We start from the raw sequence: 20,983 nt of genomic DNA on the forward strand, positions 1-20,983 counted from the left end.
GGCAAGACCGCCGTCGAGGCACTTGAGCTGTGGGACCGTTTTCGCCGGCTGGAAGATGCCGGCGCCTTCGCCGTCGAATGCGAGATCATCGCGGCTGACGTGATGGCCGAGATCAACCGCCGTACCTCGCTGGTCACCGTGTCGCTCGGCTCGGGCGCGGAGGCCGACGTGATCTTCCTGTTCACCTCGGACATCTGCGGCGAGAGCGGCCGCCTGCCGCGCCATGCACGCGCCTGGGGCAATCTGGCCGTACTGCAAAAGGCAGTGAGGGACGCGCGCGTCGAAGCTTTGTCGGGCTTCCGCAACGAGGTCGCGAGCGGCAGCTATCCCGCCAACGCCGAAGTCGCCGGCATCGCGCAGGCCGAGCTTGACGATTTTCGCGAGCGGCTGGAGACGGAACGGGACTAGACGGTCCTAGCGCTACCCCACCCCCGCTCTACGACACCAGCGGCATCGGCACCTCGAGCCCTTCGATCAGCGCGTCGCGAAACAGCGCGATCGGGCGGCTCAGCCGGCCGGCCGGCGGGCGGTGCAGCAGCCAGGCGCGCACTTGCGGCTTGAAGTCCGGGCAATCGATGACTTCCACCCTGTCGCGCCAGCGGCTGTCGGCGAAGGCACCCGGCGTGACGATGCCGATGCCGTGGCCGCGCGCCACCAGCGACATTCGGAGATCGACACTGAGCGCCTCCACCCCGACCTGGAACGGCAGCCTGAGGGCGTCGAAACTCTGGCGGATGAAAGCGCGAAAACCACAGCCGTTTTCGTTCATCACCCAGGGAAAGCGCGACAGCGAGGCAAGATCGGCGGGCTTCGGCACACCGAGCCCAGGTGACGCCACCAGCAGCACCGACTGCACGCCGAGATCGTCGCAGACCAGTTCGTCGGGCGGCGCCAAACCCTCGGCGAGGCAAACCGCCACCGCGTCGAGTTCGCTGCGCGCCACCTGCTCCACCAGCCTTGGCGACCAGCCGGAGGTGATGCGCAGCGTCAGCTGCGGAAAGGCAGCGCGCAGGCTATCGAGCGGCAGCGCCAGCGCGGCATCGGAGAGATAGGGCATGATGCCCAGGCGGAACTCGCCCTTGACCTCGCCTTGCGGCGACACGCCGGCCCTGAGATCCTCGAGCGAACGCAGCACGCGCCGGCCGTGCTCATAGGCCTCACGGCCGGAGGCGGTCGGCTTCAGCGGCTTCGACTGGCGGTCGAGCAGCGCGGTGGCCAACCCGTCCTCGAGGTTCTGGATGCGGCGCGTCACGCCCGGCTGGGTGAGGTTGAGCCTTGCCGAGGCACCGACGATCGAGCCGGTCTCCACCACCGCGATGAAGGCTTCGAGGTCGTGGATATTCATGCGTATCTCGCATAATCATTATCGAATTGATTGAATTGTAGCATGATAATGCTTTGGCATAAAGTCCTCGCACGACATGCAAATCCCTGAGGACTCAATGCTCGATACCCCAATGCTCGACACCAATGACGGCCGGATGGCCGGGCCGGCTGCGACCGTCACAGGCCCGCAGACGCTGCTGTTTGCCACCGCGGTCGGCATCATCGTCACCAATTTGTTCGCCCCACAGACGCTGGTCGGCCTGATCGGGCCATCGCTCGGCGCCAGTGCCGCGAGCGTCGGCTTCGTCGCCATGGCCACCCTGCTCGGCTATGCCGCCGGCCTGTTCTTCCTGGTGCCGCTCGCCGACCTCGCCGAAAACCGCACCCTGATCCTGCGCATGCTGGCCGCGGCGGCATTGGCGGCTGGCGTCGCCACAACGGCGCCCACCGCCGGCTCGCTGCTGATCGTCCTGTTCGTCCTCGGGGCTGCCTGTTCGGCGATCCAGATCCTGGTGCCGATCGCCGCCTCGATGGCGCCGCCCGGGCAGGCCGGCCGCGTCATCGGCGATGTCATGAGCGGGCTGATGGTCGGCATCCTTTTGGCGCGGCCGCTGGCCAGCCTGATTGCCGATGCCTGGGGCTGGCGGGCTTTTTATGGCATCAGCGCCGCGGCCTTGGTCGTACTGGCTTGCGTGCTTGCCTTCACCTTGCCGCGACGACGGCCGGCAGCGAGATCCTCCTATGGAGCGCTGATCGCTTCACTGTTCGACCTGCTGCGCGACGAGCCGGTGCTGCGGCGCCGCGCGCTGACGGCGGCGCTGGTGATGGCGGCCTTCAGCCTGTTCTGGACGGCGGTGGCGCTTCGCCTCGCGCAGCCGCCTTTCGACCTCGGCCAGCGCGGCATCGCGCTGTTCGCACTGGTCGGCGCAGGCGGCGCGATTGTGACACCGCTGTTTGGCCGCGCCGGCGACCGCGGCTGGACGCGGTCCGCAACCATCGCCTGCCATCTCGTGCTGATCGGCGCGATGGGGCTCGCCGCCTGGACCGGCTCGGCTGAATCCGGAACCGGATGGTCTCTAGCGCTGATGGGTGTCAGCGCCGTGCTGCTCGACATCGGCGTGACCGGCGACCAGACGCTCGGCCGCCGCGCCATCAACCTGCTGCAGCCGAAAGCGCGCGGCCGCCTCAACGGCCTCTTCGTCGGCATCTTCTTCATCGGCGGCGCCGTCGGTTCGATGCTCGCCGGCATCGCCTGGGCCTCAGGCGGCTGGCCTGAGGTCTGCGCCATCGCCGCCGCCTTCGGCTTTGCCGCCCTCCTGGTCGACTGGATCGGCGGGCCGGAGTGACAGGCCGGACAAGGCCTGCGAACCCGCCAGGATGTCGAAATCTCCCCGGCCATTCCGACCGCTACGGAACGAGATCAAATCTGATGCGTTTCATTTGGTTGGGAGGAAGCCATGAACGATGCGCCGGCAACGCCCATCGGCAGGCCGCTTTCGTCAGGCGAACTGGTCACCGTGATGTCGCATTTCCACCGCGCTGAGATCGCCCGCATGGCCGGTTGGCGCGACCGCCTTGACCGTACGAGCAATTGGGCGATCACCGTTGTCGCCGCCATGTTGTCAGTGTCGCTGTCAACGGCCAGTGCCCATCACGGCGTGCTGCTTTTCGCCATGCTGCTGGTGCTCCTTCTGTTGTGGATCGAGGCGCGTCGCTACCGGTTCTTCGATGTCTATCGCGCCCGCGTGCGCCAGTTCGAGCGCCACTATTTCGCTCAGATATTCTCGCCGCAGCCGGACTTCGCTTCTGACTGGCTGCTGATCGTCGGCGAAAGCCTGCGCGCGCCGAAATTCCTGGTCTCGCAAAGGGTGGCGCTGGCGCGGCGTTTGCGCCGCAACTACATGCACATGATGCTGATTCTGCTCCTCGCCTGGATCCTTAAACTGTCGACGCCGAGCCTGATCGATCAAGCTGTGCCGGTCGGCTTCGTCGGCACATTGCGCGAGGCCGTCAGCGCCGCTGCCCTCGGTCCCATTCCGGGCGCGGTCATTGTCGCCGTGGTTGCGCTCCTCTACGTTGGCCTCCTGGTGGCTGCCTTCCTGACGCCTGGCGACGACGGCGAACTCTCCTTCGGCGACGTCCATGTTTAGAAAGAGCCGGTTGAAGAAAATCATTGTAAGACAGTGAGATAAAGCCCCGACTTGATTCAGGTTCTGAATCGGCGTTTGCGCATCCGCTTGCAAATCGTCGCCCTGATGCCATCTCTATCCGAGGCTGCCGGTGACCGACTCACCGGCCGGAGGTATCAGTGACGCAGCGAAGCGGCAGCGCCGACCTGCCGCTGCATGGCGGGCGGGTTCCGAAATGGCTGGGCGATCGCATGACGCGCCTGGGCGCGGTGCTGTGCGAAGCCATCATCCACCACTATGGCCGCGACGAGTTGCTGCGCCGGCTGGCGCATCCGTTCTGGTTCCAGTCCTTCGGTGCGGTGATGGGCATGGACTGGCATTCCTCCGGCATCACCACCAGCGTGATCGGCGCGCTGAAGCGCGGGCTGACACCGCTGTCGGGCGAACTCGGCATCCATGTCTGCGGCGGGCGCGGCACCCATTCGCGCAAGACGCCGCATGAACTCGAGGCGATCGGCGAGCGTGTCGGCTTCGACGGCAAGGCTCTGGCCACGGCCAGCCGGCTGGTCGCCAAGGTCGACAGCGCCGCCGTGCAGGACGGCTTCGATCTCTATCTGCACGGCTTCATCGTCACCGATGACAGCCATTGGGTGGTCGTCCAGCAAGGCATGAACGGCGACAGCAAGCTGGCGCGCCGCTACCACTGGCTCTCGGAGGGCCTGAAAAGTTTCGTCGACGAGCCGCATGCGGCCATCGAGGGCGAGCGGCAGGGCGAGATCGTCAACCTCACCGATCACCGCGCCGAGGCCTCGCGCAGCGGCCAACTGGACCTGTTGCGCCAGCTCGGTCCCGACAGCATCGTGCGCGAGTTTGCCGCCATCGAACCATCGGCAAAGCCGCAATCCGCCCAGCCGATGCTGCCCAATCTGATCATGCCGGCCCACCATGATGTGCGCGAAAGCGATATCGTCATGCGCCGCCTGCACGGCAACATTTCCGCGGCGATCGAAGGCGGCCCGGCGGATTTTCCCGAATTGCTGCTGGTACCGGGCGTCGGCGCGCGAACGGTGCGGGCACTGGCGATGGTGGCCGAGGTCGTGCATGGCGCGCCGTGCCGCTTCTCCGATCCGGCGCGGTTCTCGCTGGCGCATGGCGGCAAGGACCGGCATCCCTTTCCGGTGCCGCTGAAGGTCTATGACGAGACCATCGCGGTGATGAAATCGGCGGTCCGCAAGGCAAAGCTCGGCAATGAGGAGGAACTCGGCGCCTTGCAACGGCTGGACGGCCAGGCGCGACTGCTGGAACGCTACGTTACCGGGCCGAGCCTGAAGGAAATCGTCGCCGGTGAGTTCGACCAATCGCACCAGCTCGGCGGCCGCAGCGTCTTCGGCTGGGAACCGCCTCCCGCCGACGCTCAGGCGCCGTCCCAAGACTTTGTCCGCGACTGTTTTGCCGGCAGCCCCCAAGGCATAGGCGGCAAGCGACATTAGACATTAGTGGATGTTTGCACCACCGGCCCTAGATGCCGAAGAACTGCTTGCCGATCATGTAGCCCAGCGCCGCCACGACCAACGGAAACAGCGCCGGTGCGGCCTTGCTGAACACAGAGGCTTTGACGTCCTTTGGCGGCATGTAACGTGCGTTGCCGAGATTCTTGGTCATGGCGTACCCCGCGGTCTTCATTAGCGAATACTGATTAACAGCATGGCCGCATTAACGGCTTGCAAAGAAATTAGATCGAATAGCCGACCATTGCCTGCCTGTCCCCTGACCTAATGCCCGGCAACCAAAGGAAAAACAGCGCTCGGCGGGAACCGGATGGCTCGTCCCGTATTGTGGCGCTCGGGGGCATGAATGCCGTTCGAGATCTCATCAAACGCCGGCAACAGTTCAGTTCGCTTGTGGCTGAACAGGTCATGCCGCGCCGGTCGTTAAAAAATCCGAGAGCCTATGTCGGACCGACCACGCCTCGTTCGTCCTTGGGGTACTGTAGGCAATCATGAAAGGATACAGGATATGCCCGGCACCGTACGTTTGCATCGCGTTCTGACGACCAGCCCGGAGAAGGTCTATCGCGCCTTCGTTGAAGCGGACGCACTGGCCAAGTGGCTTCCGCCGAACGGCTTCACCTGCACGGTCCATCACCTCGAGGCAAAGGTCGGCGGCACGTTCAAGATGTCCTTCCGCAACTTCACCACCGGCGACAGCCATTCCTTCGGCGGCGAGTATCTCGAACTGGTTCCGGCCGAGCGCCTGCTCTACACCGACAGGTTCGACGATCCCAATCTGCCCGGCGAGATCCGGGTGACCATAGTCTTGAGAAAGGTGTCGGTCGGCACCGAGATTGACATCACCCAGGCCGGCATTCCGGACGTCATTCCGGTCGAGGCCTGCTATCTCGGCTGGCAGGAGTCGCTCCGAAACCTGGCAAAGCTCGTCGAACCCGAGATCAATCAATAAGCAATCTAGACACAGCTCGCAGCGGCGTCGGCCTCTGCGAGCCGTGTTGCATCGAGGGCCTTGACCGGGCGATCGCGCACGTGAAATCCTTCCGGTGAAAGGGAGGATTTTCCATGCGACATCTGTTGGTTGTGCTGTCCGCCTTGATCCTGCCGACAGCGGCGCAAGCGAGTACGATCTACTACGGCAACAAGGTGGGAATGGAACTCACCATCGTCAAAAAGACAGGCATCGGCTCCACCCACGCCGGCATCCTGGCCAAACACAGCAGGCAGAAGGCGCGCGTCTACTGCCGCGAATATGGCCATGATTTCTCCGAGGATTGCATTGCCGCGGAAATGAAGGCGCCCCTGCACTTCGAGATCATCGCCAACTGCAAGACCGGCAAATTCACCACCTTCTATGGCGCCAACATGCTGTTCCAGGGCCGCAACAAGGGCACGGATGTGACGACGGACTATCTGATAACCGATACGGATGAGAACGTCTTGCTCGATGGCTCCGGCGCCTCGTCATACGATGTTACGCTGGACCAGTTCAAAGCGCTCTGCCCCAATCGCGTACGCTAGAAGCGTTTGCGACACTGTGCCGATCGGAGCAAACGGAGGCCGAAACGCGTGACCCTGACCAACCGAGACATTGTCGAGTTGACCACGTGGCGGCGTAAGCTGCACCAGCAGCCGGAAATCTCCAACGAGGAGGAGAAGACGGCAAAAGAGGTCGTCGACTTCCTCGCCGATACCGGGCCGGACAAAGTGCTCACCGGATTGGGCGGGCACGGCGTGGCGGCCATATACGACAGCGGTAAGGCAGGGCCGACGGTGCTGTTCCGCTCGGAACTCGATGCCTTGCCGATCGAAGAGCTTTCAGGCGTGCCGCATTCCTCGCGGGTGCCGGGCAAGTCGCATATGTGCGGCCATGACGGACACACTGCGATCCTGGCGTCCCTTGGCCGTCAGCTCGGGCGCGACAGGCCTGCAAGCGGCCGCGTCGTGCTGATGTTCCAGCCGGCGGAGGAAACCGGCAATGGCGCAGCCGGCGTAGTCGCCGATCCGCGCTTCACCGAGATCGCGCCGGATTTCGCTTTCTCGCTGCACAATCTGCCCGGCGTGCCGTTGGGCGAAGTTCGGGTCAAAACCGGCGTCGTCAACTGCGCTTCACGCGGCATGCGCATCGTGCTGGAGGGCAAGACCGCGCATTCGTCCATGCCCGAGACCGGCACCTCGCCGATGCTGGCGATCAGTGAGTTGATGCCGGCGCTCCCTGCGCTCGGCAGCGGAACCTTCGCCGATGACGACTTCTCCATGGTGACCGTCACCCATGCCGCGATGGGCGAAGCCGTGTACGGCATCGCACCGGCGCATGCCGAGGTTTGGGCGACGCTGCGGACCCGGCGCGACGAGCGCATGGCAAACCTGTGCACTGCTGCTGAAGCGCTGGTCACGAAGATCGCCGGCCAGCATGGTCTTTCCGCTCGTTGGGACTATCACGAGATCTTCGTCGCCAGCGTCAACGCGCCGGATGCGGTGGAGCACCTGCAACGCGCGCTCGACGAAGAGGGCGTCGTGCACGGCGAAGAAGCCCTGCCGATGCGCGCCTCGGAGGATTTCGGCCTGTTCGGCCACAGCGCTTCGTCGGCAATGTTCTTCCTCGGTGCAGGCGAGCGGCACCCTGCATTGCACAATCCGGACTACGACTTTCCCGACGACCTGATCCCGATCGGCTCAAAGATCTTCATGCGCACCGCACGCAATCTTCTGGGCTGACGTCTGCCAGATCAACTCTGACGCCGAAAACACCATTCCGCCAAGGGACGCAAAGCGGTCAGCCGCGCTTGTCGGCTTGCTTGCGCAAGGGTGGAGAAAAGCGGTTGGCGACCTATTTCGGAAGAGCGCGTAGGCGGGACACAAGGACGGAAATCCGGCTTCAGATCGAAAGGAACACGCAACGCCAAAGACGCCAAAGAACACGATTTGCCTCTGGTTCGACAAGGACGCCGAGGCTGCGGCCCACTTCTACGCAAAGACCTTTCCCGACACCAAGGTGAGCGCCGTTCACCGTGCGCCGAGTGATTTTCCGTCCGGCAAGAAGGGCGACGTGTTGACGGTGGAATTCACCGTTGCCGGCATTCCCTGCATCGGATTGAACGGCGGCTCCGCGTTCAGGCAAAGCGAGGCCTTCTCGTTCCAGATCGCCACCGACGATCAGCAGGAAACCGACCGCTACTGGAATGCCATTGTCGGCAATGGTGGCCAGGAGAGCGCGTGCGGCTGGTGCAAGGACAGATGGGGCGTGTCCTGGCAAATCACACCGCGCACGCTGACCGAGGCGATGGCGGCCGGCGGCGACGAAGCCAGGCGCGCGTTTGAAGCGATGATGGACATGAGGAAGATCGACGTCGCGGCGATTGACGCGGCCCGACGCGGCTGATGCTCCCTCAGCGCCCGGTGCCGCGACCGAAAGATCCGGCGTCCCTGGCCAGCACCAGTTCCGCATCCTCAGCGATATAGCTGACATAGCGATAGTCGCGGATGAAGCTGATCCGCCCCTCCCGCCACTCCAGCCGCATGAAATGATGGGGCTTCGGGTCGGTCTGGTTTTCGAACACCGCGATCACCTCGCGGCCCTCGAGCCATGCCGGCGTCAGCCATACGCGATCGCTCCTGGCGTAGATCGTGAAAAACATGCCGACGTCGGCGGCGCCCGAGCGCGGCGGATGCAAGGACTGATGAAGTCTGACGTCGTCGGCAAGCAGCGCGCGCAAGCCGTCCCAGTCGCGCTGGTTGAACAGGGTCGCATAGCGAACCACGGCGGCGGATGCGATGCGCGCGTCGGGAAGCGCCGCGGCAGTGGCATTGATCTGCCGAAGCCGGGCGCGGCTGCGCGCCAGATGCCCCTTCACCGCATCGACCGTGATGTCCAGCAGAGCGGCGATCTCGGTCAGCGGCTCGTCGAGAACATCTTTGAGGATGATGACGCTGCGCTGGAGAACCGGAAGCTCCGCAAAGCGCGACACGGCGGTCTGTACAGCTTGCCTGCGCATCAGCGTCTCCACCGGGTCGGCTTTGGTGTCGGCAATCTCAAGCGCCGCCTCGATGGGCTCAGCGACGCGGATCGCACGGCTGCGCAGCAGGTCCAGCGCGCGGTTGTGGGCGATCCGGAACAGCCAGGGCCGCAACTGCGGCACCTCGCACAGCTCGTCCAGCGCAACGAAGGCCCGGGCAAAGGTGTCCTGCACGACATCCTCGCCGTCGATGACCGATCCCATCAGACGCGCGCAGTAGCGGTGCAGCTCCGGCCGCAGCGCGGCGGCAAGGGCAAGCAGCCCTTCCTGTCGGTCGCGGTCCACGGCAGGTTCTCGCTCGCTCAAGCCGCCGCGCCCTCAATCACGGTCACGCCCGCATCGCCGTTGAGGCCGAAGACGACGCCCTCGGCATATTGCGGGTCTTCGAGCACTGAAACCACTCTGTCGCCGAACGCCCTGGGCGGCATCGGCGCGCCGAAGCGGGTGACGAATTGTTCCGGCGTAATGCCCATCGAGCCTGCATAGGCGTTGGCCGCGGCATCGCCGGTTCCGGTACCGAGGATCATCTGCCGCGGTACGATCGCCTGGAAGCGGATGCCGAGCTTCTTTTCCTGCGCAACACCATTGGCATATTTGGCCATGAACCAGAGCATGCGCTTGGAGCCGCCATAACCACCCGACATCTGCGATCCGGTGACGGCAGCCCCGCTTGATCCCACCAGCACCCGGCTGCCCGGCTTGAGCGGCAGGTTGAGCGCCGCCTGCAGCCAGTAGAGCCCCGCCTTGACGTCGGTTTCCCAGGCAATGGAGAAATCCTCCCACTTCAGCTGATCCAGCCGCCCCATCCGAGGCGTAGCGCCAGCGTTCAGCACCACGATGTCAGGGCGGACTTCGCCAAGAATGCGATAGGCCGCGTCCTCGTCCGTGACGTCGGCTGAGATGGTGGCGACCCCGAGCCGCGCACCGACCGCCTCCAGCGCCTCGGCGCCGCGGGCAACGACAGTCACGCTGGCGCCCTGTTCGACCAGCGCTTCGACCAGTCCGAGGCCAAGCCCACGGCTGCCACCGGTGACCACGATTTTCTTGTCCTTGAGGCTCATCGACCCTGCTCCGTTGCTTCACTGTAGCTAAGACGTTTGAGGGCAGGGAAAAGAGTCAGCGTTGCAGTGAGGCTCGGACGTAGCGCAGCGCCTGGCAGGCATGGTCACCACCGCAGCGACAGCGTTGTAGGCCCGACTGGATCGCTCCGCCTGCCACGGGCGGTGCCCGCCATGGCTGGAACCAATCCGATCAGCGGCGGTTTACTCAAGGAAGGGACCGGAACTCCAAAGGACTCTGGACAGATGATTGAAATTCACAGCATCGAAACGGCCAACGCCAGACTGCGCATAAGACGAGCTGAAAACTCTCTCAAGCGCGCGAATGACTTGCTGGACGAGGAAGCTGGCGTCGCCCTTAATCTCGCATTGTGCGGCCGGATAAGGGCCGCGCAAAGGCGCCTCATCGAGGCCAGGGCACGCCTGACAACGATCGATCCTACCGGGATGAATTGATCCATGACATCGAAGATGTGACAGGTATCCTACCTGACCTTGATGACCACCTTGCCCTTGGCGCGTCCTGTTTCGACGTAGGCCAGAGCCTCGTTGGTCGCTTCGAAGGGAAAGACCCGATCGACAACCGGGCGGATCGCACCGGATTCGATGAGCGACGCGATCTTGCTCAGCTGCTCACCCTGCGCCCACATGAAAAGGAACGAGAACTTCACGCCACGGCGCCTGGCCCTGGCCCGGATTCCACGGCTCAGAAAGCGCAGCACCAGCCTCAGCGCCACGTTCAGTCCCTGCTTCCTGGCAAATTCGGGATCCGGTGGACCGGAGATGGAGATGAGCTTGCCACCCGGTTTCAGCACATTCAGGGATTTTTCAAGCGTTTTGGCGTCCTGGCTGTTCAAGACGACGTCGTAGCCCGACAGGACTTTCTCAAAGTCGTCTTTCCTGTAGTCGACGACCACATCGGCGCCGAGCCCCCTGACCAGATCGGCACTCGCTGCGCTGGCGGTTGTCGCAACGATTGCGCCGAGATGCTTGGCCAGCTGGATGGCGAATGTCCCCACGCCGCCGGAGCCAGCTTGAATGAAAACCTTCTGTCCCTTCTTCAAGCTCGCCCTTTCGATGAGCGCCTGCCAGGCGGTCAGACCGACTAGCGGGATCGAGGCCGCCTCCTCCATGCTGAGGTTCACAGGCTTCAAGGCCACGTCGGCTTCATCCATGGCGATGAACTCGGCGAACGTCCCGATGCGGCCGTCGCGCGGCCGCGCATAGACGTCGTCGCCGAGTTTGAATTTGCGGACTTTCGATCCCACGCGGACAACCCTCCCGGCTACGTCGTGACCCAGGATGAAGGGCCGGCGATAGGGAAGGATCAGCTTGAACTCTCCGGTTTTGACCTTGGAATCGAGCAGGTTCACCGCCGCGGCGTAAACCTCGACCAGGACATCGCTGTCCCCGAGTTCCGGCTCCGGCATCTCAGCCAGCCGCAGAGTGCCCTTCTTGTTATACTTATCAACGACGTATGCCTTCATGGCAGTGACTTTCTCAAAGTGATTTTGGCGTGTCGCATGTGCGTTAAATCCCCTCTGTCATTCAAACCGGCAGGCGGAACTGTTTGCGCAGGCTCTTGTCGAATATCGCCGCGGGGGCAAAACGGCGCAGTAGGCTGACCTGGCGCGCTGCCTTGCCGGCGGTGTAGCGCCGCCGCGGGCGGGCATCGGCCGCTGCCTTGACGACCACCTGCGCCACCACTTCCGGCCGGTCGGCTACAGGCATCACATCGCGAAGGAGCGCTTCGAGTCCGGCTCGAGCCTGATCGTATTCCTTCAACAGCGAATCCGGCTGGATTCCGTTCTGGTCGAAGACGGTGCGAACGAATGCCGGCTCGATGACCGAGACGCGGATATTGAACGCACGAACCTCGTGGTCGAGCGATTCCGAATAGCCCTCGAGCGCGTGCTTGACCGCCGAATAATGCGCTGAATACGGCGCCGGCACGAGGCCCAACACCGAGCCGATGTTGATGATGCGCCCTTCGCCACGCCGCCGCATCGACGGCAACACGGCATTGGTCATGCGGATGACACCGAACAGGTTGACGTCGAACAGGGCCTGCACCTGCGCGATCGAGAATTCCTCGGCGCCTCCAAGCAGGCCGACGCCGGCATTGTTGACCAGGAGGTCGATCCGGCCGGTCTGCGAGAGCACCGTCGAAACGAGTGCGGCAACCGCCTCACCGTCGGTCACGTCGCAAACCAGCATGGTCACCCCGTCCGGGCCGTTGCTGGCCTTGCGGCTCGTTCCAAAGACAGTGAAGCCTGCCCGCGCCAGTGCCTCGGCGCTGGCGCGGCCGATGCCCGAGGAGGCGCCGGTCACGACAGCGGTTCTTCCGGAATTCATATTCATTTCGTGCTCCAAAATCATGAGGGCTAGCTTTTTCGCGCCCTTTGAATTACACTCATACTATCAAATTATGACCATAATGCAATAGCAGAAAGGCAATGCAGCCATGCGCTACGAAAAGGGCCGGAAGGACGCATCACGCGGCCGGATCATGGAAGTCGCCGCCGACCGTTTTCGCGGTGACGGCATAGCCGCGTCCGGACTGGCGACCATCATGAGCGACGCCGGGCTGACGAACGGGGCGTTTTATCCGCACTTTCAATCCAAGGCCGAGCTTGTCCGCGAGAGCGTGGCGGCAGCCATGGAGATTCAGTCGCAGCAACTGGCGGAAACCTTGGCCTCCGGTGGCCCGCAGATGGCGATAGAGGCGTATCTGTCGGCCGAGCACCGGGATAATCCGGGAACGGGCTGCGCGTCGGCCGCGCTGTTGCCGGAGCTCGCGCGTCAACCGCCTGAAACGCGTAAGGTCTATACCGACCGCTTGCTGGCTTTGGCCCACCAATTGTCTGCCGCACTTCCGCAGGACAAGGATCCGGAAGGCGTGGCGCTAGCTGTCTTTGCAACGCTCATCGGCGCGCTCCAATTGGCTCGCGCCGTCGAAGGGACGGAATTGTCGGATCGTATCCTCTCGGCGGGGAAAGATGCGGCGCGGACACTGATCGAGCAGCGTTAGGGCGGGGCGCCACCCTTCAGGTCACCCGCGCCCTGCCCCCAAACTCCGCGTCAGCCCTTCGGCAAAACGGCATCGCCTTGGTCGGCGGACTGGCTGCCAGATCGATGGCCGTCCTAAATATCGAGCGCGACCATCATGCCGCGGACTTCGGCCATTTCCAGCAGAAGGTCCTGCAGTCTTTCGTCCAGCGCGGCACCGGTCAGCGCCAGAAGCTCCGTAGTGCTCTCTCTCATCGAGATGACGGCGGCGCCTGTCTTCTCGGCGAGCAGCCGTCCGATGGCCGCTCGGATCAGGTCGTCCTGATCAGACATTGTTCACCTCCCAACGCTCTACAACCTCCCTTTGCCCCCCATGCCTGACCGCCGCTTTCGACGACAGGGCGTGATTTCCCCTACGGTATGATTTTTTGATGCGATGGCGGCTGGCTTTGCTCACGCCAGAAGGTCATCTGAAAGCGACCGATCGTCTTCATTGGCCCGCCAGCCGTTCAACGCCGCCAAGGATGGCAGCAGCGAGAAATTGCCGGGCTGAACCGTTTCAATCGCTGCAAGCAGCGCCAGCGGCACTTCGTGCCGGTAAAGCCCGATGCACGCACCGCCTTCGACCGTTGCCGGCAATTCCGTGAATGTATCGAAAATCGAGAATGTGCCTGTTGGCTCTTCTAGGATTTCGAAACGCTCCATCCCCAAAACCTCCCCTTGCACAAAAGCAGCGACAAACGCCGATGCCTCCCAAAGGTTCCCTCTGGGCGGCATTTTTTTCGCGCCTTGGTTGTAGCGCATATCGGCTGGCCAGTCATGCCGTGGGGACCGCACAGTCAAAATCGCTGCGCACCATTTTAAATCTTGACGCGTGTCAATTTTTTCTAAAACATGCGGAAACGCTGGCATGGCATCGGCCGGCGCTCTGGGAGGAGCAATGCCTGACATCAAAAAGCGCCCGAACCGGGGCTGCGACCCGCACACCACAAAGCGGGCAGCAACCTGTTGGCGGATCGTCGCGCCAGGCGCCGGGGTCGCTTGCGCACCGTCGGACATTGCAGTCGCCGGACAGCGACATTGATGCAGCACATAAAACAATCAGGAGGAGGAAAAACCATGCGCGTGTTCAATTGCCTGAAACTCGGTACGAGCCTGCTTGGCGCAGGCGTGCTTGCAACCATCGTCTCAGCGCCCGTCCACGCCGAGGATGCGGCGAAAGTCGCGGCCATCGTCAAAGGCCTCGACAACCCCTTCTTCCAGACCATGCAGCAGGGCATCGAGGAGCAGGCCAAGGCCAACGGTGTCAATGTCAGCGTTCAGGCCGCCGCCAATATGGGTGACGCCACCGGCCAGGCCGACCGCCTGACCGCCATGGCCATGCAGGATTTCGATTGCTATCTGGTCAACCCGATCAGCGTATCCAACCTCGTCCAGGCGCTGGTGCCGGTCGCCCAGAAGAAGAAGCCGATCGTCAACATCGACTCGACCATCGACCCCGAGCAGGCCAAGGCCGCCGGCTTTGCCGTCTCGACCTATATCGGCACCGACAACGTCGCCGCCGGCGCGCTGGCCGGCGAAGAGATGCTGAAGCTCGTGCCGAAGGGCGCCAAGGTCGCGCTGGTCGCCGGCATCGTCGGCGATGTCGGCTCCAATGCCCGCATCAAGGGCTTCAAGCAGGCCGTCGAAGGCAAGCTCGAAGTCGTGGTGATGGTCAGCGCCGACTGGGATCGCGAGAAGGCGTTGACCGCCGCCACCGATATCCTTGCCGCGCATCCGGACCTCGCCGGCTTCTTTGCCGCCAACGACATCATGGCGCTCGGCGTCGAGCGCGCCGTGCAGACATCCGGCAAGGACGTCAAGGTGATCGGCCTCGACGGCATCGTCGACGCGCTGAAGTCGATTGCATCAGGCGAACTCACCGCCACCGTCGCGCAATACCCCTATGTCGTCGGCGCCATGGGCGTCGAAGCCTGTGCGATCGCGGCCAAGGGCAAGGAACTGCCCGCCAACGTGCCGGCGCCTGTGCTGTTGATCAACAAGGACAATGCCGAAGCCTCGCTGAAGAACTTTCCGCGTCCCGGCGGCGACTATCCCGATCCCTTCCGCGAGATGCTGAAGTGAGCACACCTGCAGACAACGCGCCCGCCGCCCATTCGGCGGGTGCGGAGGAGAGCCGTCCCTCCCTGGCGGCTCTCCTCCTCGATCCCTCCTTCTGGGCCGACTGGGCATCCGTCGTCGGCCTGGTCGGCCTCGTCATCGTCTTCGGCATCGCCCAGCCGGTCTTTCTCAGCGTCGCCAACCTGCAAGCGCTGCTGCTGGCGGCGGCGATCCTGGTCGTGCTGTCGATCGGCCAGACCTTCGTCATCGCCACCTCGGGCATCGACCTGTCGCTGGCCGCCGCCGTCATGCTCGGCGCCATCATCCTCGGCCTCGTCAACGCCGCCGGCTACGGCATCTTCATCGCCTGCGTGCTCGCGGTTCTCGCCACCAGCGCCGTCGGCTTCCTCAACGGCCTGATCATCACCGCAGGCAAAATTCCCGACTTCGTGGTGACGCTCGGTACGCTGTCGGGCATCACCGGGCTTGGGCTCATCCTGTCGGGTGGCGAGCCGACCATGGTCGGCTCGACCTTCCTGCTCAGGCTCGCCTCAGGCTCGTTCGGACCGTTCGGTTATCCGGTCTGGGTGGCGATCGCAGCCGTCATCGTCGCGCATATCGCGCTCTACCACACGCGCTTCGGGGTGCATCTGCTGGCCACCGGCGGCCAGGCCGAAAGTGCCGGCGCGCTCGGCATCCGCACCGACCGGGTCAAGATCGCTGCCTATACAGTCTCGGGCTTCTGCGCCGGCATAGCGGCCATTCTTCTGGTCGCCCGCATCGGCTCGGCCGAACCGCAGATCAACACCAGCCTGCTCTTGAATTCAGTGGCGGCGGTGGTGCTGGGCGGCGTCAGCCTGTTCGGCGGCCGCGCCAGCATTCTGGGACCGGCGATCGGCGCGCTGATGCTCACAGCACTCGTCAACGGCCTGACCTTGCTCAACGTATCGGCCTTCTACCAACCGCTTGCCGTGGGCGCCATCGTGGTGCTGGCGGCGCTGATCATGCGGTATCAGAAATGAGCGCTCCCCATCACATCCCCGCCACTGAGGCGATCATCGCCTGCGAAGGGCTGAGCAAGCATTTCGGCGGCATCCGTGCCTTCACCGACGTCGCCTTCCAGGCTCGCCGCGGCGAGGTCACCGCTGTCATCGGCGACAATGGCGCCGGCAAGTCGACGCTGATCCGCAGCCTGGTCGGCGTGCATCAGCCCGACGCCGGCAATCTGTTCTTCGACGGAAGGGCACGGCCCTTCGCCAATCCCGACGAGGCGCGTAAGGCCGGCATCGAGACCGTTCACCAGAACCTGGCGCTGATCGACGAACTGACGGTGGCACAGAACCTGTTCCTCAACCGCGAGATCGTGCGCCGCATCGGCCCCTTTGCGTTCCTCGACCGCAAGGCGATGAAGCGCGAAGCCCGTTCGATGCTGTCGCGGCTGTCGATCAACGTGCCGTCGATCAACCAACGGGTGCGGCGCCTGTCGGGCGGCCAGCGGCAGGCGATCTCGATCTGCCGCGCCGTCGGCTCCGGCGCCAAGCTGGTGGTGATGGACGAACCGACGGCAGCACTCGGCGTGCAGGAAACGGCCAATGTCGAGGCGCTGATCCGGCGCCTGCGCGAGCAGTCGGTCAGCGTCATCCTGGTCAGCCACAATTTCGATCAGGTCCGCCGTCTGTCCGACCAGATCTGGGTAATGCGGGCGGGAAAGATGGCAGCGACCGTGCGTGCCTCGGAAACGTCAGGCAACGAGCTCGTCGCGCTGGTCACCGGCGCGGCCTGATCGGTCAATCAACAGCTGGCTGTCCTGGCCAGCCCGAGACTTGAAATCTAAAGGGAGTTTGCGAGTGGCACCAATTCGCGTCGGGCTTGTCGGTCTTGGAGAGGTCGCGCAGTCGATCCATCTGCCGGTGTTGAGCGATCAGCGGGAGCGCTGGGTGATCGCGGGCGTGTACGATGTGTCGCCCAGCCTGGTGGCGCTGTGCACCTCGCAACATCCGACGGCAAAGGCTTTCGAGACGGCCGAGGCGCTGATCAATTCGCCCGACATCGACGCGGTGTTCGTGCTGTCGTCCGACGACACCCACAGCCGCTTCGTGCGCGCGGCGATTGCCGCCAACAAGCACATCCTGCTGGAAAAGCCCGCTTGCCTGACGGTGCGCGAGATAGACGATCTGCTGGCGCTGATGCCGGGCTGCGACAAGACGCTTTTCGTCGGCTACATGCGCCGCTACGCGCCGGCCTATCTGGCGGCGAGGGACGAGCTGCCGGCCTTCGCCGACATCACCCATGTCCGCATCTTCGACCTGATCTCGGAAGGCCGGCATTTCCTCAAGAAGAGCCAGAACGTCCTCTATCCCAGGGACATCGACCCTGCCCTGCTGGCGCGTGGCGCAAGCGAACGCGACGCGCTGATCCGCGAGGTGGTCGGCACCGATGCGCCGGCCGACCTGGTGCGCGCCTATCGCGGGCTGACCGCGCTGTCCTCGCACCATATTTCGGCGATGCGCGGGCTGATCGGCGAGCCGGCCCGCGTGCTGGCGGCGCACCGCACCAATGGCGGTGCCAACACATCAGTCACTTTCGACTACGGCCATTTCGCTTGCCTCTATGATGCCGTCGTCGACGATCTCGGCCTGTTCGACGCCATGATCGAGGTGCGCTCCAACACCAGACGCGTGCGCATCCTCTACGACACGCCCTACATCCGCAGCCTGCCGACGCGTCTGGAAGTCACCGATGCCGGCCCGCTCGGCCCGGTGACGAAAACCTTCGGCCCGCTCTATGGCGACGCCTTCTCCAACGAACTGGAGATTTTCCACCGCCACATCACCGAAGGCACGAAGCCGCTGACCGACCTCGCCGATTCACGCCGCGACCTGGCGCTGATGGCCGAGATCATCGAGCGGATGAAGGAGAGCGGCCAGCGTTGAGGCGCAGCCTACTGCCCTACTGCCCTACTGCCCTACTGCCCTACTGCCCTACTGCCCTACTGCCCTACTGCCCTACTGGCTACTTACCGCAGTGATGATCGTTGATCTTGTTCAACGCATTCGCGTCCGGTCCGACGCGATGGTAGGAGCAGGCTCCAGCAGCCGTCGTGAACAGCTGCTGATCGTAGTAACGCGGGCCGCCGAACAGGAAGTTGATGAGATCGTCATCGGCGGGAACGTAGCGTTCGGATTGGACCCGGCGGTCGTGATGCCGGTCGCCGGCGAAGGCCGGGGCGCAAAGGCTTGAGCCCATGACGAGAGCGAGAGCTAGGATCGCAACGCATTTCGTGGTCATCGGCAACACCCTCCTGGCCATTCCGGAATCGCATCATACATCCAAAATCGCCAGCCGGACAAAAGTTCCAACGAAGACCGCAATAGGCCCTTGCCGAAGCTAACGGCCCCGCTCATCCATGGTGTGTGGAAATTTGGGACCAGCGATGACCGATGCCGGCCTTCATCTCGTCGAAGCGACGATCGACCAACTGCGCCGCGCGCTCGACAATGGCACAGTCACCAGCGTCGAACTGGTCGGAGCCTATCTAAGGCGCATCGCGCATTTCGACCGGCACGGCATCGCTCTCAACGCCGTTCCGGTGCTCAACCCCGATATGTTCGAGGAGGCCGCCACCTCCGACCAGCGCCGCCGCAACGGTGCTGTGCTCGGGCCGCTCGACGGCATCCCCTACACCGCCAAGGACAGCTACAAGGTCGCCGGGCTGACGGTCGCTGCTGGTTCGCCGGCCTTCGAACATCTCGTCGCCAATGAGGACGCCTTCACCATCGCCCGGCTGCGCGCCGGCGGCGCGGTGCTGATCGGCCTCACCAACATGCCGCCGATGGCCAATGGCGGCATGCAGCGCGGCGTCTATGGCCGCGCCGAAAGCCCTTACAACACCGACTATCTGACCGCCGCCTTCGCATCGGGCTCGTCGAGCGGCTCCGGCACGGCGACAGCGGCCAGCTTCTGCGCCTTCGGGCTTGGCGAAGAAACCTGGTCGTCCGGACGCGCGCCGGCCACCAACAACGCGCTGGTCGCCTACACGCCGTCGCGCGGCGTCATCTCGGTGCGCGGCAACTGGCCGCTGGTGCCGACCATGGATGTCGTGGTGCCGCATACGCGCAGCGTGCCCGACATGCTCGAACTGCTCGACGTGATCGTCGCCGACGACCCCGTGACGCGAGGCGATTTCTGGCGCGCGCAGCCCTGGGTCAAGTTGCCGAAAAGCTCCGACGTGCGGCCGCCACGCTATACCGGTCTCACACTGGCGGGGTCGCTGAAAGGTATGCGGCTCGGCGTGCCCAGAATGTATATCGGCCGCGACAGCGAGACCGACAAGCCGATCGAAACCCGGGCCTCGGTGCTTGCCCTGTGGGAGCAGGCGGCGGCCGACCTGAAGCGGCTTGGTGCCGAGGTGGTCGAGGTCGATTTTCCCGTCGTCTCCAACTACGAACGCGACCGCCCCGGCGCGCGCGGCATGGTCGAGCGCGGGCTGGTGCCGCAGGACTTCGCCGAGCGCGAGCTCTGGGATCTCTGCATCTGGGGCTGGGACGATTTTTTGCGCGCCAATGCCGACCCGGCGTTGCCCGATCTCGTTTCGGTCGATGGCCCAAAGATCTTCCCGCAACCGCCGGGCACGCTGCCCGACCGCTATGAGGGCGGCTTCGACCTGAGGGAATATGTCGAGCGGGCAAGAGCCGGCGTCACGCCTTTCACTGACATTCCAACGCTCGAAGAAGGCCTGAAGGGGCTGGAAGCGACGAGGCGGATCGACTTCGAGGACTGGCTGGACACGCAGGGCATCGACGCCGTGATGCTGCCCGCCGCCGCCGATGTCGGGCCGGCCGATGCTGATATCAACGAGGCGTCCGCAGCGCTTGCCTGGCGCAACGGCACCTGGGTCGCCAACGGCAATCTGGTCTGGCGCCATTTCGGCATCCCGACCGTCACCGTGCCGATGGGCACGATGGCCGATATCGGCATGCCGGTCGGCCTGACCTTCGCCGGCAAGGCCTATGACGACGAAAGGCTGCTGCGCATAGCCGGCGATTTCGAACAGTCCAGTCAGCGTCGCACGCGCCCCCCGCGCACGCCCGAACTGCCCGACGATGTGTTTGCGGGCCGCGCTGGCAGGGCGGGTGACGGCAAGGCGCCGGCGCTCACCATCACGCTTGCCGCCGAGACGCGACCTTCCGGTGATCAGCAAGAGATCGTCATCACGCTCAACCTGCCCGGCGAGGCAACTGAGGCGGCCAGCGTCAAGGTGCATGTCAACGGAGAGGCCGTCGCGCTGCAGCGGAGCGACCAGCGCTTCAGCGGGCATGCCCTCGTCCCGGCCGCGGAGCATCAGCGGTCCCACAGCGCCTGGCGCGGCTCGTATGGCTCGATCGTGACAGCGGTGGTGCGCTTGGAGGATGGGCGGACGGCTGGCGTCTACGCGGTCACCGGCGGCATCGGGTGAGCGGAGCGGGAAGAAACCAGCAACAAACGTCGAGTTCTGTGGCGCCCCCCTCTGTCCTGCCGGACATCTCCCCACGGGTGGGGAGATTGGCAGTTTCGGCGCCGGCTCTCTTCCTGCTAGGCCGAAGATTGGCGAAGGTCGCGGTGACGGCCGATCTCCCCCCTCGTGGGGGAGATGTCCGGCAGGACAAAGGGGGCGCCATAGAGCGCCACCGGCAAAATTCCGCCCCTCTCAATCCGTCCTGATCCACACGCCCTTGGTATTGAGATATTCGTCGAGATGCTCAGCCCCACCCTCGCGTCCGTAGCCGCTCATCTTGTAGCCGCCGAAGGGCACCGCCGGGTCGATCGCGTGATAGGTGTTGACCCAGACCGAGCCGGCG

25 protein-coding genes are annotated in these 20,983 nt (G+C 64.2%); 15 read left to right on the forward strand and 10 right to left on the reverse strand.

Annotated features, from left to right (window positions below; all coding sequences use genetic code 11):
• Nucleotides 1-408 (forward strand): 3-methyl-2-oxobutanoate hydroxymethyltransferase (locus EN993_RS14230; RefSeq protein WP_206532369.1); only part of this gene is annotated, 408 nt, incomplete at its 5' end.
• Between the two features lie 28 nt (nucleotides 409-436).
• On the opposite strand, the gene EN993_RS14235 is transcribed toward EN993_RS14230, so the two are convergent.
• A complete protein-coding gene (locus EN993_RS14235) occupies nucleotides 437-1,345 on the reverse strand; it encodes a LysR family transcriptional regulator (protein WP_127263751.1) in 909 nt (302 codons plus the stop codon).
• Between the two features lie 112 nt (nucleotides 1,346-1,457).
• Between EN993_RS14235 and EN993_RS14240 the strand changes: the two genes are divergently transcribed.
• From EN993_RS14240 to EN993_RS14250, 3 genes are all read left to right on the forward strand, one after another.
• A complete protein-coding gene (locus EN993_RS14240; protein ID WP_127263769.1) occupies nucleotides 1,458-2,672 on the forward strand; it encodes an MFS transporter in 1,215 nt (404 codons plus the stop codon).
• Between the two features lie 111 nt (nucleotides 2,673-2,783).
• Complete coding sequence (locus tag EN993_RS14245; RefSeq protein ID WP_109660299.1) at nucleotides 2,784-3,476, forward strand: DUF2270 domain-containing protein; 693 nt, start codon at nucleotides 2,784-2,786, stop codon at nucleotides 3,474-3,476.
• Nucleotides 3,477-3,634: 158 nt separating this feature from the next.
• Entirely contained in the window at nucleotides 3,635-4,945 is a 1,311-nt protein-coding gene (locus tag EN993_RS14250; protein WP_245468803.1) for a DUF763 domain-containing protein, read from the forward strand.
• A 28-nt stretch (nucleotides 4,946-4,973) separates the two neighbouring features.
• On the opposite strand, the gene EN993_RS14255 is transcribed toward EN993_RS14250, so the two are convergent.
• Complete coding sequence (locus tag EN993_RS14255; protein ID WP_109661345.1) at nucleotides 4,974-5,117, reverse strand: hypothetical protein; 144 nt, start codon at nucleotides 5,115-5,117, stop codon at nucleotides 4,974-4,976.
• 354 nt (nucleotides 5,118-5,471) lie between these two features.
• Between EN993_RS14255 and EN993_RS14260 the strand changes: the two genes are divergently transcribed.
• The 4 genes from EN993_RS14260 to EN993_RS14275 all read left to right on the forward strand — a co-directional run bounded on the left by EN993_RS14260 (nucleotide 5,472) and on the right by EN993_RS14275 (nucleotide 8,345).
• Complete coding sequence (locus EN993_RS14260; RefSeq protein WP_109660297.1) at nucleotides 5,472-5,915, forward strand: SRPBCC family protein; 444 nt, start codon at nucleotides 5,472-5,474, stop codon at nucleotides 5,913-5,915.
• A 113-nt stretch (nucleotides 5,916-6,028) separates the two neighbouring features.
• Nucleotides 6,029-6,484 carry a hypothetical protein gene (locus EN993_RS14265; protein WP_109660295.1) on the forward strand — a complete coding sequence of 152 codons (456 nt, stop codon included), beginning with the start codon at nucleotides 6,029-6,031 and terminating at the stop codon, nucleotides 6,482-6,484.
• Nucleotides 6,485-6,532: 48 nt separating this feature from the next.
• Complete coding sequence (locus EN993_RS14270; RefSeq protein WP_109660293.1) at nucleotides 6,533-7,681, forward strand: amidohydrolase; 1,149 nt, start codon at nucleotides 6,533-6,535, stop codon at nucleotides 7,679-7,681.
• A gap of 205 nt (nucleotides 7,682-7,886) precedes the next feature.
• Nucleotides 7,887-8,345, forward strand: coding sequence for a VOC family protein (locus EN993_RS14275; RefSeq protein WP_127263753.1), 459 nt, complete (start codon nucleotides 7,887-7,889; stop codon nucleotides 8,343-8,345).
• 7 nt (nucleotides 8,346-8,352) lie between these two features.
• Here the strand turns inward: EN993_RS14275 and EN993_RS14280 are convergent, their stop codons facing one another.
• Together EN993_RS14280 and EN993_RS14285 are read right to left on the reverse strand one after the other, a co-directional pair.
• Nucleotides 8,353-9,285, reverse strand: coding sequence for a sigma-70 family RNA polymerase sigma factor (locus EN993_RS14280; protein ID WP_126069946.1), 933 nt, complete (start codon nucleotides 9,283-9,285; stop codon nucleotides 8,353-8,355).
• Nucleotides 9,282-10,040, reverse strand: coding sequence for an SDR family oxidoreductase (locus EN993_RS14285; RefSeq protein WP_127263755.1), 759 nt, complete (start codon nucleotides 10,038-10,040; stop codon nucleotides 9,282-9,284). Before EN993_RS14285 ends, EN993_RS14280 begins: the two co-directional genes overlap by 4 nt.
• Nucleotides 10,041-10,211: 171 nt before the next feature.
• Between EN993_RS14285 and EN993_RS14290 the strand changes: the two genes are divergently transcribed.
• On the forward strand, nucleotides 10,212-10,493 hold the full coding sequence (locus tag EN993_RS14290; RefSeq protein WP_245468805.1) for a hypothetical protein: 282 nt from the start codon (nucleotides 10,212-10,214) through the stop codon (nucleotides 10,491-10,493).
• A 29-nt stretch (nucleotides 10,494-10,522) separates the two neighbouring features.
• On the opposite strand, the gene EN993_RS14295 is transcribed toward EN993_RS14290, so the two are convergent.
• The gene (locus EN993_RS14295) at nucleotides 10,523-11,524 is read right to left on the reverse strand and encodes an NADP-dependent oxidoreductase (RefSeq protein WP_127263757.1); all 1,002 of its coding nucleotides are present in this window, start codon (nucleotides 11,522-11,524) and stop codon (nucleotides 10,523-10,525) included.
• A gap of 61 nt (nucleotides 11,525-11,585) precedes the next feature.
• On the reverse strand, nucleotides 11,586-12,398 hold the full coding sequence (locus EN993_RS14300) for an oxidoreductase (RefSeq protein WP_127263759.1): 813 nt from the start codon (nucleotides 12,396-12,398) through the stop codon (nucleotides 11,586-11,588).
• A 103-nt stretch (nucleotides 12,399-12,501) separates the two neighbouring features.
• Here EN993_RS14300 and EN993_RS14305 point away from each other — a divergent pair, with 103 nt between their 5' ends.
• Nucleotides 12,502-13,068: a TetR/AcrR family transcriptional regulator gene (locus EN993_RS14305; protein ID WP_127263761.1), complete on the forward strand. Its 567-nt coding sequence runs from the start codon at nucleotides 12,502-12,504 to the stop codon at nucleotides 13,066-13,068.
• Between the two features lie 113 nt (nucleotides 13,069-13,181).
• Here EN993_RS14305 and EN993_RS14310 read toward each other — a convergent pair whose 3' ends face one another.
• A complete protein-coding gene (locus EN993_RS14310; protein ID WP_109660280.1) occupies nucleotides 13,182-13,379 on the reverse strand; it encodes a hypothetical protein in 198 nt (65 codons plus the stop codon).
• Between the two features lie 120 nt (nucleotides 13,380-13,499).
• The gene (locus tag EN993_RS37035) at nucleotides 13,500-14,105 is read right to left on the reverse strand and encodes a hypothetical protein (protein ID WP_164757658.1); all 606 of its coding nucleotides are present in this window, start codon (nucleotides 14,103-14,105) and stop codon (nucleotides 13,500-13,502) included.
• A gap of 60 nt (nucleotides 14,106-14,165) precedes the next feature.
• Between EN993_RS37035 and EN993_RS14320 the strand changes: the two genes are divergently transcribed.
• The 4 genes from EN993_RS14320 (at nucleotide 14,166) to EN993_RS14335 (ending at nucleotide 18,079) form a co-directional block, all read left to right on the forward strand.
• Nucleotides 14,166-15,170, forward strand: coding sequence for a substrate-binding domain-containing protein (locus EN993_RS14320; RefSeq protein WP_109660276.1), 1,005 nt, complete (start codon nucleotides 14,166-14,168; stop codon nucleotides 15,168-15,170).
• Nucleotides 15,167-16,168 carry an ABC transporter permease gene (locus EN993_RS14325; protein ID WP_109660274.1) on the forward strand — a complete coding sequence of 334 codons (1,002 nt, stop codon included), beginning with the start codon at nucleotides 15,167-15,169 and terminating at the stop codon, nucleotides 16,166-16,168. The genes EN993_RS14320 and EN993_RS14325 overlap by 4 nt, the downstream gene beginning before the upstream one ends.
• Nucleotides 16,165-16,929 (forward strand): ATP-binding cassette domain-containing protein, encoded by a 765-nt coding sequence (locus tag EN993_RS14330; protein ID WP_109660272.1) that lies wholly within the window; start codon nucleotides 16,165-16,167, stop codon nucleotides 16,927-16,929. Before EN993_RS14325 ends, EN993_RS14330 begins: the two co-directional genes overlap by 4 nt.
• Nucleotides 16,930-16,993: 64 nt before the next feature.
• Nucleotides 16,994-18,079, forward strand: coding sequence for a Gfo/Idh/MocA family oxidoreductase (locus EN993_RS14335; protein WP_127263763.1), 1,086 nt, complete (start codon nucleotides 16,994-16,996; stop codon nucleotides 18,077-18,079).
• Between the two features lie 79 nt (nucleotides 18,080-18,158).
• Here the strand turns inward: EN993_RS14335 and EN993_RS14340 are convergent, their stop codons facing one another.
• Nucleotides 18,159-18,434 (reverse strand): hypothetical protein, encoded by a 276-nt coding sequence (locus EN993_RS14340; RefSeq protein WP_109660267.1) that lies wholly within the window; start codon nucleotides 18,432-18,434, stop codon nucleotides 18,159-18,161.
• A 145-nt stretch (nucleotides 18,435-18,579) separates the two neighbouring features.
• Here EN993_RS14340 and EN993_RS14345 point away from each other — a divergent pair, with 145 nt between their 5' ends.
• On the forward strand, nucleotides 18,580-20,601 hold the full coding sequence (locus tag EN993_RS14345) for an amidase (RefSeq protein ID WP_127263765.1): 2,022 nt from the start codon (nucleotides 18,580-18,582) through the stop codon (nucleotides 20,599-20,601).
• Between the two features lie 231 nt (nucleotides 20,602-20,832).
• Here EN993_RS14345 and EN993_RS14350 read toward each other — a convergent pair.
• Nucleotides 20,833-20,983: aldehyde dehydrogenase family protein (locus tag EN993_RS14350; protein ID WP_127263767.1), on the reverse strand; the 151-nt coding region annotated here is incomplete at its 5' end.

It is taken from the genome of Mesorhizobium sp. M7D.F.Ca.US.004.01.2.1 (assembly GCF_003997785.1).
Lineage (GTDB): Bacteria > Pseudomonadota > Alphaproteobacteria > Rhizobiales > Rhizobiaceae > Mesorhizobium > Mesorhizobium loti.

Bases quoted from the DNA above. Each gene is read 5' to 3' on its own strand.
- EN993_RS14235 (WP_127263751.1), bottom strand. From the start codon at position 1,345: ATGAATATCCACGACCTCGAAGCCTTCATCGCGGTGGTGGAGACCGGC.
- EN993_RS14240 (WP_127263769.1), top strand. From the start codon at position 1,458: ATGCTCGACACCAATGACGGCCGGATGGCCGGGCCGGCTGCGACCGTC.
- EN993_RS14245 (WP_109660299.1), top strand. From the start codon at position 2,784: ATGAACGATGCGCCGGCAACGCCCATCGGCAGGCCGCTTTCGTCAGGC.
- EN993_RS14255 (WP_109661345.1), bottom strand. From the start codon at position 5,117: ATGACCAAGAATCTCGGCAACGCACGTTACATGCCGCCAAAGGACGTC.
- EN993_RS14260 (WP_109660297.1), top strand. From the start codon at position 5,472: ATGCCCGGCACCGTACGTTTGCATCGCGTTCTGACGACCAGCCCGGAG.
- EN993_RS14265 (WP_109660295.1), top strand. From the start codon at position 6,029: ATGCGACATCTGTTGGTTGTGCTGTCCGCCTTGATCCTGCCGACAGCG.
- EN993_RS14285 (WP_127263755.1), bottom strand. From the start codon at position 10,040: ATGAGCCTCAAGGACAAGAAAATCGTGGTCACCGGTGGCAGCCGTGGG.
- EN993_RS14290 (WP_245468805.1), top strand. From the start codon at position 10,212: ATGGCTGGAACCAATCCGATCAGCGGCGGTTTACTCAAGGAAGGGACC.
- EN993_RS14295 (WP_127263757.1), bottom strand. From the start codon at position 11,524: ATGAAGGCATACGTCGTTGATAAGTATAACAAGAAGGGCACTCTGCGG.
- EN993_RS14300 (WP_127263759.1), bottom strand. From the start codon at position 12,398: ATGAATATGAATTCCGGAAGAACCGCTGTCGTGACCGGCGCCTCCTCG.
- EN993_RS14305 (WP_127263761.1), top strand. From the start codon at position 12,502: ATGCGCTACGAAAAGGGCCGGAAGGACGCATCACGCGGCCGGATCATG.
- EN993_RS14310 (WP_109660280.1), bottom strand. From the start codon at position 13,379: ATGTCTGATCAGGACGACCTGATCCGAGCGGCCATCGGACGGCTGCTC.
- EN993_RS37035 (WP_164757658.1), bottom strand. From the start codon at position 14,105: ATGTCCGACGGTGCGCAAGCGACCCCGGCGCCTGGCGCGACGATCCGC.
- EN993_RS14320 (WP_109660276.1), top strand. From the start codon at position 14,166: ATGCGCGTGTTCAATTGCCTGAAACTCGGTACGAGCCTGCTTGGCGCA.
- EN993_RS14330 (WP_109660272.1), top strand. From the start codon at position 16,165: ATGAGCGCTCCCCATCACATCCCCGCCACTGAGGCGATCATCGCCTGC.
- EN993_RS14340 (WP_109660267.1), bottom strand. From the start codon at position 18,434: ATGACCACGAAATGCGTTGCGATCCTAGCTCTCGCTCTCGTCATGGGC.
- EN993_RS14345 (WP_127263765.1), top strand. From the start codon at position 18,580: ATGACCGATGCCGGCCTTCATCTCGTCGAAGCGACGATCGACCAACTG.